Source organism: Erythrobacter sp. HL-111, from assembly GCF_900105095.1.
Taxonomy (GTDB): domain Bacteria; phylum Pseudomonadota; class Alphaproteobacteria; order Sphingomonadales; family Sphingomonadaceae; genus Erythrobacter.
This window is the reverse complement of record NZ_LT629743.1, coordinates 136,811-149,851: the sequence shown is the minus strand read 5'-3', so window position 1 is coordinate 149,851 and position 13,041 is coordinate 136,811. Positions and strand designations below refer to the sequence as shown.

The 13,041-nt window shown below is 69.5% G+C and carries 14 protein-coding genes; 13 read left to right on the top strand and 1 reads right to left on the bottom strand.

Translation table 11 applies throughout. The annotated features are described in order from the left end of the window. Window positions 1-74 precede the first annotated feature (74 nt). Together BLU08_RS00725 and BLU08_RS00720 are read left to right on the top strand one after the other, a co-directional pair. Entirely contained in the window at window positions 75-908 is an 834-nt protein-coding gene (locus BLU08_RS00725; RefSeq protein ID WP_090194060.1) for an oxygenase MpaB family protein, read from the top strand. Between the two features lie 23 nt (window positions 909-931). Beyond that, window positions 932-1,573 carry a glutathione S-transferase family protein gene (locus BLU08_RS00720; protein ID WP_090194058.1) on the top strand — a complete coding sequence of 214 codons (642 nt, stop codon included), beginning with the start codon at window positions 932-934 and terminating at the stop codon, window positions 1,571-1,573. Here the strand turns inward: BLU08_RS00720 and BLU08_RS00715 are convergent. Beyond that, on the bottom strand, window positions 1,570-2,163 hold the full coding sequence (locus BLU08_RS00715; RefSeq protein ID WP_090194056.1) for a J domain-containing protein: 594 nt from the start codon (window positions 2,161-2,163) through the stop codon (window positions 1,570-1,572). The genes BLU08_RS00720 and BLU08_RS00715 overlap by 4 nt on opposite strands. A gap of 67 nt (window positions 2,164-2,230) precedes the next feature. On the opposite strand from BLU08_RS00715, the gene BLU08_RS00710 reads away from it, so the two are divergent. From BLU08_RS00710 to BLU08_RS00660, 11 genes are all read left to right on the top strand, one after another. Beyond that, on the top strand, window positions 2,231-2,503 hold the full coding sequence (locus BLU08_RS00710; protein ID WP_090194054.1) for a BolA family transcriptional regulator: 273 nt from the start codon (window positions 2,231-2,233) through the stop codon (window positions 2,501-2,503). Then, window positions 2,500-2,979, top strand: a complete 480-nt coding sequence (locus tag BLU08_RS00705; RefSeq protein ID WP_090194052.1) for an NUDIX hydrolase — start codon at window positions 2,500-2,502, stop codon at window positions 2,977-2,979. Before BLU08_RS00710 ends, BLU08_RS00705 begins: the two co-directional genes overlap by 4 nt. Window positions 2,980-3,106: 127 nt before the next feature. Continuing rightward, window positions 3,107-3,919, top strand: a complete 813-nt coding sequence (locus BLU08_RS00700) for an SDR family NAD(P)-dependent oxidoreductase (RefSeq protein ID WP_090200818.1) — start codon at window positions 3,107-3,109, stop codon at window positions 3,917-3,919. Between the two features lie 4 nt (window positions 3,920-3,923). Next, a complete protein-coding gene (locus tag BLU08_RS00695) occupies window positions 3,924-4,814 on the top strand; it encodes an alpha/beta fold hydrolase (RefSeq protein WP_090194049.1) in 891 nt (296 codons plus the stop codon). Window positions 4,815-4,953: 139 nt separating this feature from the next. Continuing rightward, a complete protein-coding gene (hisG, locus tag BLU08_RS00690; RefSeq protein ID WP_090200816.1) occupies window positions 4,954-5,655 on the top strand; it encodes an ATP phosphoribosyltransferase in 702 nt (233 codons plus the stop codon). After that, entirely contained in the window at window positions 5,655-6,947 is a 1,293-nt protein-coding gene (gene hisD, locus BLU08_RS00685; protein ID WP_090194047.1) for a histidinol dehydrogenase, read from the top strand. The genes hisG and hisD overlap by 1 nt, the downstream gene beginning before the upstream one ends. Further along, a complete protein-coding gene (nusB, locus tag BLU08_RS00680; RefSeq protein ID WP_090194044.1) occupies window positions 6,944-7,414 on the top strand; it encodes a transcription antitermination factor NusB in 471 nt (156 codons plus the stop codon). The genes hisD and nusB overlap by 4 nt, the downstream gene beginning before the upstream one ends. Before the next feature lie 71 nt (window positions 7,415-7,485). Next, complete coding sequence (gene thiL, locus BLU08_RS00675) at window positions 7,486-8,388, top strand: thiamine-phosphate kinase (RefSeq protein ID WP_090194042.1); 903 nt, start codon at window positions 7,486-7,488, stop codon at window positions 8,386-8,388. Between the two features lie 214 nt (window positions 8,389-8,602). Further along, entirely contained in the window at window positions 8,603-10,756 is a 2,154-nt protein-coding gene (locus tag BLU08_RS00670; protein WP_090194039.1) for a sodium-translocating pyrophosphatase, read from the top strand. 187 nt (window positions 10,757-10,943) lie between these two features. Further along, window positions 10,944-12,131, top strand: a complete 1,188-nt coding sequence (locus tag BLU08_RS00665; protein ID WP_090194037.1) for a GNAT family N-acetyltransferase — start codon at window positions 10,944-10,946, stop codon at window positions 12,129-12,131. Further along, on the top strand, window positions 12,128-13,003 hold the full coding sequence (locus BLU08_RS00660; protein WP_157674400.1) for a cupin-like domain-containing protein: 876 nt from the start codon (window positions 12,128-12,130) through the stop codon (window positions 13,001-13,003). Before BLU08_RS00665 ends, BLU08_RS00660 begins: the two co-directional genes overlap by 4 nt. Window positions 13,004-13,041: the final 38 nt, after the last annotated feature.

Sequence of the window (13,041 nt, the reverse complement as noted above, 5' to 3'; positions counted from 1 at the left end):
AAATTTGCAAGTCGCGCCCGCGCACGGCGATGAGGCTCGCAAATCGCCCGCGCCGCGCCCATATTGAACGGGCCATGGCGGACCCGCTCGAATCCCTGCGCCTCCGTCTCGTCGGACAGGTGCGCGACCTGTTCAACGAGACCGGCCAGCAGCCCGTCCCCCCTTCGGACGAGGCGCTGTTCGCGCGCGACACGCCAATCCGGCGGGTCCATGCCGACCTGGTGGGCATGATGTCGGGCGGCATCCGCGGGCTGTTGCTGCAGATGCTCCATCCGGCGGCGCTGCAGGGCGTGCTCGACCATTCCAATTTCCGCGCCGACATGCACGGGCGGCTGCGCCGCACCGCGCGCTTCATCGCGGTCACGACCTTCGGCCACCGCGACGAGGCGATGCGCGCGATCGACCGGGTCAACCGCATCCATGCGAAGGTCGGGGGAACCCTGCCCGGCGGCGAGCCCTACACCGCAACCGACCCGCGCACGCTCGCCTGGGTCCACGTGGTCGAGGCGCAGAGCTTCCTGGCCGGATACCTGCGCCATGTCCGCCCCGAAATGCCCTATGCCGAACAGGACGAATATTACCGCCAGTTCGCGATCATCGCCCGCGCGCTCGGCGCCGATCCCGTGCCCGAGAGCCGGCGCGAGGCGGAGGCGATCTTCCGCGAGCTGCGGGGCGACCTGAAAACCTCTCCCGAAGCGCGCGAGGTCGCCCGGCTGGTGCTCACCTCCCGGCCCGAGGGCACGCCGCAGGCGCTGCAGGCGGTGATCGCGGCCGAGGCGGTGGCGATGGTGCCCGACTGGGCGCGCGCCATGCTGCGGCTGCAGCGCCCCGTGCTCGGCGCGATCCCCGCGCGCGCGGCGACCTGGGGCGTCGGGCGCACGCTGCGCTGGGCCTTTCGCCAGACCTGACAACCGATCCGAGGGGGACAGAAATGGCCGAATTCACCTTCTACACCGTGGCCATGAGCCGGGGGCAGATTTCGCGCTGGGCGCTGCACGAGGCGGGCGCGGATTACGAACACGTCGTGTTCGACTGGGACACGAAGCCCGAGAATTTCCGGGACATCAACCCGATGGGCAAGGTCCCCGCGCTGGTGCACCACCATGCCACCAGCAACGGCGGGGCCCATGATCACACCGTCACCGAATGCGCCGCGATCAACCACTACCTCGCCGAAACGCACCCGCAAGCGGGCCTGCTCCCCGACAGCCACGAGCGCGCGGCCTATTTCCGCTGGCTGTTCTTCGCGAGCGGCCCGCTCGAACAGGCGATCATGGCGCGGATGATGGGCTGGGACGTGCCGGCCGAGCGCGAGGCGACCACGGGCTTCGGCTCGTTCGAGCGGACGCTCGATGCGCTCGACGGGTGGCTTTGCGCGCATGATTTCGCCGCCGGGACCCGCTTCACCATGGCCGACACCTATGTCGGCAGCCAGTTCGTCTGGGGCCTCAGGTTCGGCACGATCCCCGAACGGCCCTCGTTCAAGGCCTATGTCGAGCGCGTCACCCAGCGCCCCGCCTATGGCGAGGCCAATGCGATCGACGCGCAGCTGATCGCAGGGGCGGCAGGCTAGCCGATCGCCGCGCTCTTCCTGAGCACCTGGTAGGCCTCGACCACGCGGCCCAAACGCTTTTCGTAAGACCGATCGCCGCCGTTGCGATCGGGATGATAGCGCCGCACCAGTTCGGAATAGCGCCGCCTGAGGCGCCGTTTGTCGGTGTCGGAGCCCAATCCCATCGTCTCCAGCGCCGCGGCCTCCTCTTTCGAAAAGCGCCCGCCCATCGCCATGCGCGCCTCGCGTTCGGCGCGGCTGCGGATGCCCCCGGCGCGGGCCGAGATCGCGTCCAATGGATCGTCGAAATCGGCCCAGCGCGGCATTCCGTCCACACCCGCACGCGGGCCGAAACCGGGGCTTTCGGTGCGCCAGCCGCTCGCCGGGTTTTGCGCTGCGTAGATCTCCTCCGCGCTCATCCCCTCGAACCAGTCGTATCCGGCGTTGAATTCGCGCACGTGTTCGAGGCAGAACCAGCGCCACTCGCCGGGCCCGTCGAAGCCGCTCGGGCGGTGGCCGGGAGCGCGGAATTCGCCCGGCTCCTCGCATCCGGGGGCTTCGCAGGTGCGCCGCGTCCCTTCGTGGCGGCCGTGGAATCGGGTGGAAGACATAAGGGGTTGAGAATGGCGTCGGATGCGCCAGATTCCAAGCCGTCGGCAGTTGCAAAGAGGTGAACGGATGAGCGGATCGGTTGCGCAGGAAATGGAAACCAGGCTGCACGAGGAGTTCGCGCCCACCCGGCTCGAGATCGTCAACGACAGCGCGAAGCACGCAGGCCATTCGGGCGATGACGGTTCGGGCGAATCGCATTTCACGATCGTCATCGAAGCCCCCGCCTTCGCCGAAATGAACCGCCTCGCCCGCCAGCGCGCGGTGATCGCGGCGCTGGGCGACATCGTGGGCGAGCGCGTCCACGCCGTCGCGATCCAGGCCAGCGCCCCCACCCAATGACCACCGGCGCGAACGGCGCGGTGACGCGCAAGCGCCTGCGCCGCTCGGCGCGGCTTGTCGTGCTCGCACCTGGGCCGATGGTCCTCATGTTCCGCTACGACATTCCGGGCCGCGAACCCTTCTGGGTGACGGCGGGCGGCGAATGCGAGCCGGGCGAGAGCTTCGAGGAGGCTGCGCGGCGCGAATTGCTCGAGGAGACGGGCATCGCCGCGGACCCCGGCCCCCAGATCGCCCGCACCACGCCCGAATTCGTCACCCCCGAGGGAGAGCCGGTGCGCGCGGACGAGCGCTACTTCATCGTGCGCGTCGCCGAGGCTGCCATCGACACCTCACGCCACACCGCGCTCGAACAAGCGTGGATGAACGAGCACCGCTGGTTCGCCCTCGATGAATTGGACGACTGGCCCGAAGCGCTCTATCCCGAAGGCCTGCGCGCGATGATCGAGGCGCGGCTTGCCGGCGAGGACCTGGGATGACCATCACCCGGATCGGCGCGTCGGGCGCCTTTCCGGGCTGGCGGGCGACGCGGAGCGATTTATCCCCTTGCCTGACCGGCCCAAGACCGTCAGCTATCCCGAAACGGTAAATTCGGGAGCGGATGCGATGGATTATGCGGGCAGGACCGCCTGGATCACGGGCGCGTCTTCGGGGATCGGCGCGGCGCTCGCGCGGGACCTCGCGGGGCGCGGGGCGCATGTCGTCCTGTCGGGCCGGGACGGGGAACGGCTGGCGGCGGTGGCGAAGGATTGCGGCGAGGTGCTCGTCCTGCCCTTCGACGTGCGCGACGAGGCGGCGCTTGCCCGTGCGACCGCCAGGGCCATCGACTGGAAGGGCGGCGTCGATCTCGCCTTTGCCAACGCGGGCGTTTCGCAGCGCAGCCGCGCGCTCAAGACCTCGATGCAGGTCTATCGCGACATCATCGACATCGACCTTACCGCGCAGATCGCCTTCTCGCAGGGGCTGATCGGCCACATGACCGAAAGGGGATCGGGCGCGCTCGCCTTTGTCTCCTCCATCGCGGGCAAGGTCGGCGTGCCGATGCGGACCGCCTATTGCGCCGTCAAGTTCGGCCTTGCAGGCTATGCCGATGCGCTGCGGGCGGAACTCTCGCAGACTGGCGTCGGCGTCCACGTCATCTACCCCGGTTCGGTCGCGACCGATGTCAGCCGCAACGCGATCACCGGCGACGGGTCGAGGCGCGGGCGCAGCGACCGGGCCATCGACGAGGGCATTCCCGCGCCCGAGGCGGCGGCAAAGATGCTCGACGAGATCGCCAAAGGCACGCGCGAGATCATCGTCGCGCGCGGGATGGAGGAACAGATGGGCGAAATGCGGCGCACGCCCGACATCCTGTTCGATCAGGTCGCGGCGATGGTGGCGAGCGGTTACATGGAAAAACTCGAGGCGGAGGGCTGAGGCGATGATGGAACTCAAGCGCGTGGAACTGGCGAACGGCATTCACCTCGACGTGGTGGACGAGGGGCCGACCGATGCGCCGGTGCTGATCTTCCTCCACGGCTTTCCCGAAAGCCACCGCACCTGGCGCCACCAGATCCGGCATTTCGCAGGCCGGTTCCGCTGCATCGCCCCGGACCAGCGCGGCTATCGCGGCTCGTCCAAGCCGCAGGAGGTCGAGGCCTACACACCCGACAAGCTGATCGGCGACGTGTTCCTTTTGGCCGATGCGCTCTCGATCCCGAAATTCACCATCGTCGGCCACGACTGGGGCGGCGCGATCGCCTGGGGGGTGGCGCTCGGCGGGCAGCACATGCGGGTCGAGCGGGCGGTGATCGCCAACGCACCGCACCCGGCGATCTTCCAGCGCCTGCTCTATACCAACAAGGTCCAGCGCGAGGCGAGCCAGTACATCCGCGGTTTCCGCGATTCCGCAAACGACGCTTTGGTGAAGGAGCACGGCCTTACCGGCCTGCTGCTGCAGGAGGTCAAGTGGGACCGGCCCGACGCGATGGAAGCCGAGGAACGCGACGCGCTCCTGCGCGACTGGCAGAACCGCGACGCGGCGTTCGGGATGCTGAACTACTACCGCGCCTCGCCGATCGACGTGCCCGCGATGGACGCGCCCTTCGAACTGCCCGAAGACTGGACCCCGCCCGACCTGCCGAAGCTCACCATCCCCACGCTCGTCATCTGGGCGCTGGACGACCTCGCCCTGCCGCCCGAAAACCTCGAAGGGCTGGAGGACATGGTCGACCCGCTCACCATCGTGCGGGTGCCCGATTGCGGACATTTCGTGCCCTGGGAAGCGCCCGAAACGGTCAACCGGGCGATGGAGGATTTCCTTTCCGCCTAGGGCGCGCGCGACGAATGCCGGTTAGCCGCGCTGCGCGCCGCCGTCCCACGACCGCACGCTGCGCGCGGGCGAAGAGGTCGCGGCGCGCGGCTCAAGCCTTGTTGCCCTTTCCCGGCCGAGTGCCTAGATGCGCGGCTTCATGACCAGCCAGCTTACCTTCGCCGTGCCCAAGGGGCGGATCCTCGACGAGGCGCTGCCCGTGATGGCGCGCGCCGGGATCGTGCCCGAGGACGGTTTCCACGACAAGGCGAACCGTTCGCTGTCCTTCGCCACGCAGCGCGCCGACATCGGCCTCATCCGCGTGCGCGCCTTCGATGTCGCGACCTTCGTCGCCCACGGCGCGGCGCAGGCGGGGATCGTGGGTTCGGACGTGATCGAGGAATTCGATTACGACGACCTCTACGCGCCGGTCGATCTCGACATCGGGCATTGCCGGCTTTCGGTCGCGAAGCTCGCCGGGGACGAGGCGGAGGACCGCTCGGTCAGCCACCTGCGCGTGGCGACCAAGTATCCCAATCTCACCCGCCGGCATTTCGAGGCCGCGGGCGTGCAGGCCGAATGCGTGAAGCTGAACGGTGCGATGGAACTCGCGCCGTCACTGGGCCTCGCGCGGCGGATCGTCGATCTCGTCTCGACCGGGCGCACGCTCAAGGAGAACGGGCTGGTCGAGACGAGCCGCATTCTCGACATCTCGGCGCGCCTCATCGTCAACCGCGCCGCGCTCAAGACCGACCCGCGCGTTGCCGCGCTGGTCACCGCCTTCCGCGAGGAGGTCGAGGCGCGGCAAGCGGGTGCGGGTGCGGGTGCGGGTGCGGGTCAGGTCGCGGAGGCGGCGGCCTGATGCAGCTCCTCTCCACGCTCGATCCCGATTTCGAGGCCCGCTTCGCCCGGATCGTCGCCGACCGCCGCGAAAGCGCGAGCGACGTGGCGGCGAGCGTCGCCGCGATCCTCTCCGCGGTGAAGAGCCGCGGGGACGAGGCGCTGCTCGAATACACCGCGCGGTTCGATCACCACCACATCGGCTCGGAAGCGGACTGGAAAATCGCGCCCGAGGCCTGCGCTGCTGCCTATGAATCGCTCGATAAAGACCTGCGCGAGGCGCTCGACCTCGCCGCGGCGCGCATCCGGGCCTATCACGAGGCGCAGCTGCCCGAAAACCGCGACTACCGCGACGAGGCGGGCGTGCGGCTGGGCGCGATCTGGCGCGCGGTCGATGCGGCGGGGCTCTACGTCCCCGGCGGGCGCGCGGCCTATCCCTCCTCGCTGCTGATGAACGCGATCCCCGCCAAGGTCGCGGGCGTTTCCCGGCTCGCGGTCTGCACCCCGACGCCGCACGGGCAGACCACCCCGCTGGTGCTCGCGGCGGCGCACGTCGCGGGGGTGGACGAGATCTGGCGCATCGGCGGAGCCCAGGCGGTCGGCGCGCTGGCCTACGGAACCGGGCGGATCGGCGCGGTCGACGTCATCACCGGACCGGGCAATGCCTGGGTCGCCGAGGCGAAGCGCCAGCTCTACGGCGTGGTCGGGATCGACATGGTCGCCGGCCCTTCCGAAATCCTCGTCATCGCCGACGGGGACAACGACCCCGACTGGATCGCCGCCGACCTCCTTTCCCAGGCCGAACACGATCCGACCGCGCAATCGATCCTCATCACCGACGATGCCGCCTTCGCCGCGCTGGTCGAAGACAGCGTGACGCTGCAGGCCAGCCAGCTTTCGACCGAGGCGGTCGCGCGCGAAAGCTGGGAGACGAACGGGGTCGTCATCGTGGTTGGCGACCTGGCGCGCGAGGCGCCCGAACTCGCCAACCGGCTGGCGGCGGAACACGTCGAACTCGCCATTGCAGAGCCCGACGCGATGCTGCGCACGATCCGCCACGCCGGCAGCGTGTTCCTCGGCCGGATGACGCCCGAGGCCATCGGCGATTACGTCGGCGGGCCGAACCACGTGCTCCCGACGGGGCGACGGGCGCGCTTTTCGAGCGGGCTGTCGGTGCTCGACTTCATGAAGCGCACGAGTTTCCTCGAACTGTCCGAAGCGGCCTTCAGGGCGATCGGCCCGGCAGCGGCGACCCTCGCCCATGCCGAGGGCCTGCCCGCGCACGCGCGCTCGGTGGAGCTGCGCCGCAGATGACTTCTCGCAACCCGAGATCCCGGGCCCGCTCCAGCGCGCGGCTCGCCGCGGTGCAGGCGCTCTACCAGCAGCAGATGGAGCAGACCCCGCTCGCCCGCCTGCTCGACGAATTCCACCAGCACCGGCTCGGTCGGACGATCGACGACGACGAGCACCGCGATGCCGTCTATGCCGAGGCCGAGGTCCCGTTCTTCGACGACATCGTGCGCGGGGTCGCGGCGCGGCGGGCGGAGATCGACGACCTCCTCACCGCTCGCCTCGCAAGCGGATGGACGCTCGCCCGGCTCGACAAGACGATGCTCCAGGTCCTGCGCGCGGGCGCCTATGAACTGATCGCCCGGCCCGACGTGCCCGCGGGCGCGGCGATCAACGAATATGTCGACGTGGCAAAGGCCTTCTTCGACGACCGCGAGGCGAAATTCGTGAACGGCATACTGGATGCGCTCGCCCGCGAGGTGCGCGGCTGACCCTCTCCTTGCAAGGGGCGCACGGCGGCGCTTTCGCGCTTCGGCGCTTCCCCTTGCTTTCGATCCGGTTTATGACCCTGCCCGAGGGGATTACTTGGGATGGGGTCGGGATCGTGAACGAACTGGATTTCGTGACCGCCCTGCGGAGCCTGCCGCTGCACCCGGGCGCGCAGGGATTGCGGGATGATTGCGCGCTGATCGAGATCGGCGACGAGGTGCTCGTCATCAACATGGACTCGATGGCCGAGGACACCCATTTCAAACCCAGCGCCGACCTTGCCGACGTCGCGTGGAAGCTCGTTGCGCTCAACCTGTCCGACATCGCCAGCAAGGGCGCGGAACCGATCGGCGTGCTGCTCGGCTACGCGCTCGGCGGGGACGAGGACCAGCGCTTCCTTGCGGGACTCGCCGATGCGCTGACCGAATACGACGTGCCGCTATTGGGCGGGGACACGATCGCGACGACCGGGGCGAGCACCTTCTCGATCACCGCCATCGGCCGCGCGACCTGCCGCCCGATCCCCTCGCGCACCCGCGCGACGCCGGGCGAGGCGCTGTTCGTGACCGGCCCGCTGGGCTGCGCCATGCTCGGCTTCGAAGGCGACAAGGCCCATCTCGAGGCGTTCAACCGCCCTCGCCCGCGGCTCGTCGAGGGGATCGCGCTCGCGCCCCATGTCGGCGCGATGATGGACATTTCGGACGGCCTGCTGCTCGATGCCTACCGCATGGCGGAGGCGAGCGACGTCACCGTCATGATCGATCCGCAGCTCGTCCCCGTCGCCGCGCCCGACCGGCTCGACGAGTGCATCCGCTGGGGCGACGATTACGAACTGCTGTTCACGGCCGCCTGGGACGCCGAACTGCCGGTCCACGCGGTGCGGATCGGGCTGGTCGAGGAATCGGGCGATGCACCGCTGATGCTCGGCGCGTCGAGCTTCACCGATCCCGATTCGCTCGGCTACCGCCACGGCTGAACCGCGCCTCCTGCGCCGGATCGTCGGCGTTACCCTCGCGCCCTGCCGGGCGGCTCGGCGGCGAAAGGCTTGCCAGGTTTCGAACCCGCGCTAGAGTGAGGCCCGCGCGGCCCCCGCCGCGCTTGGTGGGAGGAAGGGAAGGCCGGGGGCACCGATTCCCTTGCGGACACCGGCAAAACCGGGACGTTTCCCACGTCAGGAGAGGGGATGTCTCTTGGAACTCGTCCATATTTCCATCGGGCTGGGACTGCTCGCCGTGGTCTACGGCTTTATCACCAGTCGCCAGGTCCTCGGCGCGAGCCCGGGCAATGAACGGATGCGGGAAATCGCCGGCGCGATCCAGGAAGGCGCGCAGGCCTATCTCAACCGGCAATACACGACCATCGGGATCGTCGGCGTGGCGGTCGCGGTCGTGGTGGGGCTGTTCCTCGGCCCCGTCCCGGCGGCCGGCTTCGTGATCGGCGCGGTGCTTTCGGGCGTTGCGGGCTACACGGGCATGAACATCTCGGTGCGCGCCAATGTCCGCACGGCGCAGGCGGCGAGCCTCGGCCTGCAACAGGGCCTCACGCTCGCCTTTCGCGCGGGCGCGGTGACGGGGATGCTCGTGGCGGGCCTCGCGCTGCTCTCGATCGCGGTGTTCTTCGCGGTGCTCATCGGGCCGCTGGGCCATGCCGCCAATGCCCGGATCGTGATCGACGGGCTGATCGGCCTCGCCTTCGGCGCCTCGCTGATCTCGATCTTCGCCCGGCTCGGCGGGGGCATCTTCACCAAGGCGGCGGATGTCGGCGCGGACCTCGTCGGCAAGGTCGAGGCGGGGATACCGGAGGACGACCCGCGCAACCCGGCGGTGATCGCGGACAATGTCGGCGACAATGTCGGCGACTGCGCGGGAATGGCCGCGGACCTGTTCGAGACCTATGTCGTGACCGTCGGCGCGACCATGGTGCTGACCGCGCTGCTGCTGCCCGATATCGGCGACCTGCTGCTGCCGCTGATGGCCCTGCCGCTGCTGATCGGGGGCGCGTGCATCGTGACCTCGATCATCGGGACCTATTTCGTCCGCCTCGGCGGCGGGACAAACGTGATGGGCGCGATGTACAAGGGCTTCATCGTCACCGCCGTGCTCGCCCTGCCGCTGATCTGGCTGGTGACGCGGTTCGCCCTGGGCAGCGTGGGGGTGGACATGGGCACGGTGCTCAACCCGCAGCTGCTCGACCCGACCGGAGCGGCGGCGCTGGGCGAGACGCCGATGGTCGAATTCACCGGCACCGACCTCGTCCTGTGCGCGCTGATCGGGCTGGTTCTCACCGGCGTCATCATCTGGATCACCGAATATTACACCGGCACGGGCTTTCGCCCGGTGCGCTCGATCGCCAAGGCGTCGGAAACGGGCCACGGAACCAACGTGATCCAGGGCCTTGCGATCAGCCTCGAATCGACCGCGCTGCCGACGCTCGCGATCATCGCGGGCATCATCGCGGCCTACCAGATCGCCGGCCTCATCGGCCTCGCCTACGGCGCGACCGCGATGCTGGCGCTGGCCGGAATGGTCGTGGCGCTCGACGCCTATGGCCCGGTCACCGACAATGCGGGCGGGATCGCGGAGATGGCGGGGCTGGACGAATCGGTGCGCGAGAAGACAGACCTCCTCGACGCGGTCGGCAACACGACCAAGGCGGTGACGAAAGGCTATGCGATCGGTTCGGCCGGCCTTGCCGCGCTCGTCCTGTTCGCGGCCTACACCGCCGACCTCGGAGAGTTCTTTCCCGAGGCGGACGTCGATTTCAGCCTCGAGAACCCCTATGTCATCGTCGGCCTGCTGCTCGGGGCGCTGCTGCCCTATCTCTTCGGAGCGATGGGCATGACCGCGGTGGGCCGCGCGGCGGGCGATGTCGTGACCGACGTGCGCGAACAATTCGCCGCCGATCCGGGGATCATGGCCGGGACCAGCCGCCCGAACTACGCCCGGACCGTCGACCTCGTCACCAAGGCCGCGATCAAGGAGATGATCCTGCCCTCGCTGCTCCCCGTGCTCGCGCCGATCGTGGTCTATTTCGCGATCACGGGAATTGCCGGGCAGCAGAACGGCTTTGCCGCCCTGGGTGCGCTGCTGCTCGGCGTGATCGTCGGCGGGCTGTTCGTCGCGCTGTCCATGACCGCGGGCGGCGGGGCGTGGGACAACGCGAAGAAATACATCGAGGACGGCAACCACGGCGGCAAGGGCTCCGAAGCGCACAAGGCCGCGGTGACGGGCGACACGGTCGGCGATCCCTACAAGGACACCGCCGGCCCCGCCGTGAACCCGATGATCAAGATCACCAACATCGTCGCCCTGCTGCTGCTCGCCGCGCTCGCCGGGGGGCATTGACCCGGCTTTCGCGGCGCGGGTGCCCGCTCCGACCCACGTGCCGGGGTTCTTAACCTTTCGGGCGGTTTAACGTCCCAACCGCGGACATCCCCCATCTCGGCCCGCGCGCCGCACGCCGGCCCGTGGCATGGAGCCGGTCCGAAGCGCGGATCCTTCGCGCATCGCAGACGGACGGGGATATTGTCGCATGGACCTGGCGAACGCGCCGAAGCTGGCCGATCAGCCCGCGCCCGAAGCCGTGCGCCCGCCCGCAGGCGCGGCGCCGCGCGGGCGCGTGGTCCTGCTCGACCGCGCGGCCCTGCGGGACCGGGCCTTCAGGACGGAATGGGATCGCCTCGTCGCCGAGGCGAGCGAGCCCAATCCCTTCTTCGAACCCTGGTTCCTCCTCCCCGGGCTCGATCGCTGGGGCGCGGCGGAGCGGGTGACGGTGAAGGCATATTTCGCCGGCGGGCGGCTGTGCGGGCTCTACCCGGTGGTCCGCTGGCCGCGCTATTACGGCTACCCGGTGACGCACGCGACCGGCTGGCTCCACCCCAACGCCTTCACCGGCACGCCGCTGGTCGCGCGCGGGCACGAAGTCGCCTTCTGGCGGGCGATCCTCGCCCATTTCGATCGCTCCGCCCGGCGCGCGCTGTTCCTGCACCTGCCGATGCTCACCGAAGCCGGCCCGGTGGGCGACGCGCTCGAGACGGTGCTCGCCGAACAGGGCCGCGCGCGCACCGTGGCAAAGCGCGAGAGCCGCGCGATGCTCGCCTCGCCCCTCGGCCCTGAGGCCTATCTCGAAGCCTCGATGAGCGCCAAGAAACGCAAGGAACTGCGCCGCCAGCACAAGCGGCTCGCCGAAGAGGGCGCGCTCGCCTTCGAACGCTGCGAGGGGGCCGAAGGGCTCGCGGGCTGGACGCGCGAATTCCTCGTGCTCGAAGCGGCGGGTTGGAAAGGCGCGGCGGGCTCCGCCCTCGCCAGCCACGAACACACCCGGACCTTCTTCGCCGAGGTCCTGCGCGGCGCGGCGGAGAGCGGACGGCTCGAACGGCTCGCCCTGCGGCTCGACGGGAGGCCGGTCGCGATGCTGGCGAACCTGATCGCCCCGCCCGGCGCGTTCAGTTTCAAGACCGCCTTCGACGAACGCTTCGCGCGCCATTCGCCGGGCCTGCTGCTGCAGCTCGAAAACCTCGCCCTGCTGGACCGTCCCGGCATCGCCTTCGCCGACAGCTGCGCCGCCGAAGGCCATTCGATGATCGAGCGGCTCTGGCGCGAGAAGCGTAGCCTTGCGAGCCACAACATCGCCATCGGCGGCGCGGCGCGGCGCGGGCTCTTCGCCGCGCTGACGGCGTGGGAGAACCGCCGCGGGGAAAACCGGAGGAACGCGCGATGAACGCCCCCTTCCGCGCCTGCAAGCCAAACGTGACGCCGGTCTTTGACCAACAGACCCGCAGGGTCTTCGCCGCGCATTACCCCGAAGGAGCGCACCGGCTGACGCATGGCCTTGCGGATCATCCTCTGCTCACGATCCCGGCGCTCGCCGAACTTGCCGCGCGGCTGCCCGGGCGCAGCGTCGAATACAACCGCGGCGACCTGCCGCTCGGCATCGACGGGAAACCCGGCGCGACGGGCCTTTCGATCACCGAAACCATCCTCGGCATCGCGCGGGCGAACAGCTGGGCGGTGCTCAAGAATGTCGAACAGGTCCCGTCCTATGCCGCCCTGCTGCACGCCATTCTCGCCGACCTGAAGGACGAGATCGAGGCGAAGACCGGACCGCTGATGGATCCGCAGGCCTTCGTCTTCATCTCCAGCCCGAACGCGGTGACGCCCTATCACTTCGATCCCGAACACAACATCCTGATGCAGCTCGCGGGCTCCAAGGCGATGACGCAGTTCCCCGCCGGCGACCCCCGTTTCGCGCCCGACGAGGCGCACGAGCGCTACCACCTCGGCGGCCCGCGCGAGCTCGGCTGGGACGAAGGCTTCATGGACGCCGCGCGGACCTTCACGCTTCAGCCGGGCGAGGCCGTGCACGTCCCGGTCATGGCGCCGCATTTCGTGCGGAACGGCCCGGCGCCCTCGATCTCGCTGTCGGTCACCTGGCGTTCCGAATGGAGCCACGCGGAAAGCGATGCGCGCTGCTTCAACGGGCTCGTCCGGCGGTTCGGCCTCGCGCCCACCGCCCCCGGTCGCTGGCCGCGGCGCGCGCCGGCCAAGGCGCTCGCATGGCGGGCATACCGGCGGCTGTTCGTGCGCGGCTGACGCGCCGGCTTGACCTTCCCGCACCGGCGCAGCATTGC

What these genes read in the sequence shown, in the direction of transcription:
- BLU08_RS00710 (WP_090194054.1), top strand. Translation starts at nt 2,231, where the DNA reads ATGAGCGGATCGGTTGCGCAGGAAATGGAAACCAGGCTGCACGAGGAG.
- hisG (WP_090200816.1), top strand. Translation starts at nt 4,954, where the DNA reads ATGACCAGCCAGCTTACCTTCGCCGTGCCCAAGGGGCGGATCCTCGAC.
- BLU08_RS00705 (WP_090194052.1), top strand. Translation starts at nt 2,500, where the DNA reads ATGACCACCGGCGCGAACGGCGCGGTGACGCGCAAGCGCCTGCGCCGC.
- thiL (WP_090194042.1), top strand. Translation starts at nt 7,486, where the DNA reads ATGACCCTGCCCGAGGGGATTACTTGGGATGGGGTCGGGATCGTGAAC.
- BLU08_RS00720 (WP_090194058.1), top strand. Translation starts at nt 932, where the DNA reads ATGGCCGAATTCACCTTCTACACCGTGGCCATGAGCCGGGGGCAGATT.
- BLU08_RS00725 (WP_090194060.1), top strand. Translation starts at nt 75, where the DNA reads ATGGCGGACCCGCTCGAATCCCTGCGCCTCCGTCTCGTCGGACAGGTG.
- BLU08_RS00660 (WP_157674400.1), top strand. Translation starts at nt 12,128, where the DNA reads ATGAACGCCCCCTTCCGCGCCTGCAAGCCAAACGTGACGCCGGTCTTT.
- BLU08_RS00665 (WP_090194037.1), top strand. Translation starts at nt 10,944, where the DNA reads ATGGACCTGGCGAACGCGCCGAAGCTGGCCGATCAGCCCGCGCCCGAA.
- nusB (WP_090194044.1), top strand. Translation starts at nt 6,944, where the DNA reads ATGACTTCTCGCAACCCGAGATCCCGGGCCCGCTCCAGCGCGCGGCTC.
- BLU08_RS00715 (WP_090194056.1), bottom strand. Translation starts at nt 2,163, where the DNA reads ATGTCTTCCACCCGATTCCACGGCCGCCACGAAGGGACGCGGCGCACC.
- hisD (WP_090194047.1), top strand. Translation starts at nt 5,655, where the DNA reads ATGCAGCTCCTCTCCACGCTCGATCCCGATTTCGAGGCCCGCTTCGCC.
- BLU08_RS00695 (WP_090194049.1), top strand. Translation starts at nt 3,924, where the DNA reads ATGATGGAACTCAAGCGCGTGGAACTGGCGAACGGCATTCACCTCGAC.
- BLU08_RS00700 (WP_090200818.1), top strand. Translation starts at nt 3,107, where the DNA reads ATGGATTATGCGGGCAGGACCGCCTGGATCACGGGCGCGTCTTCGGGG.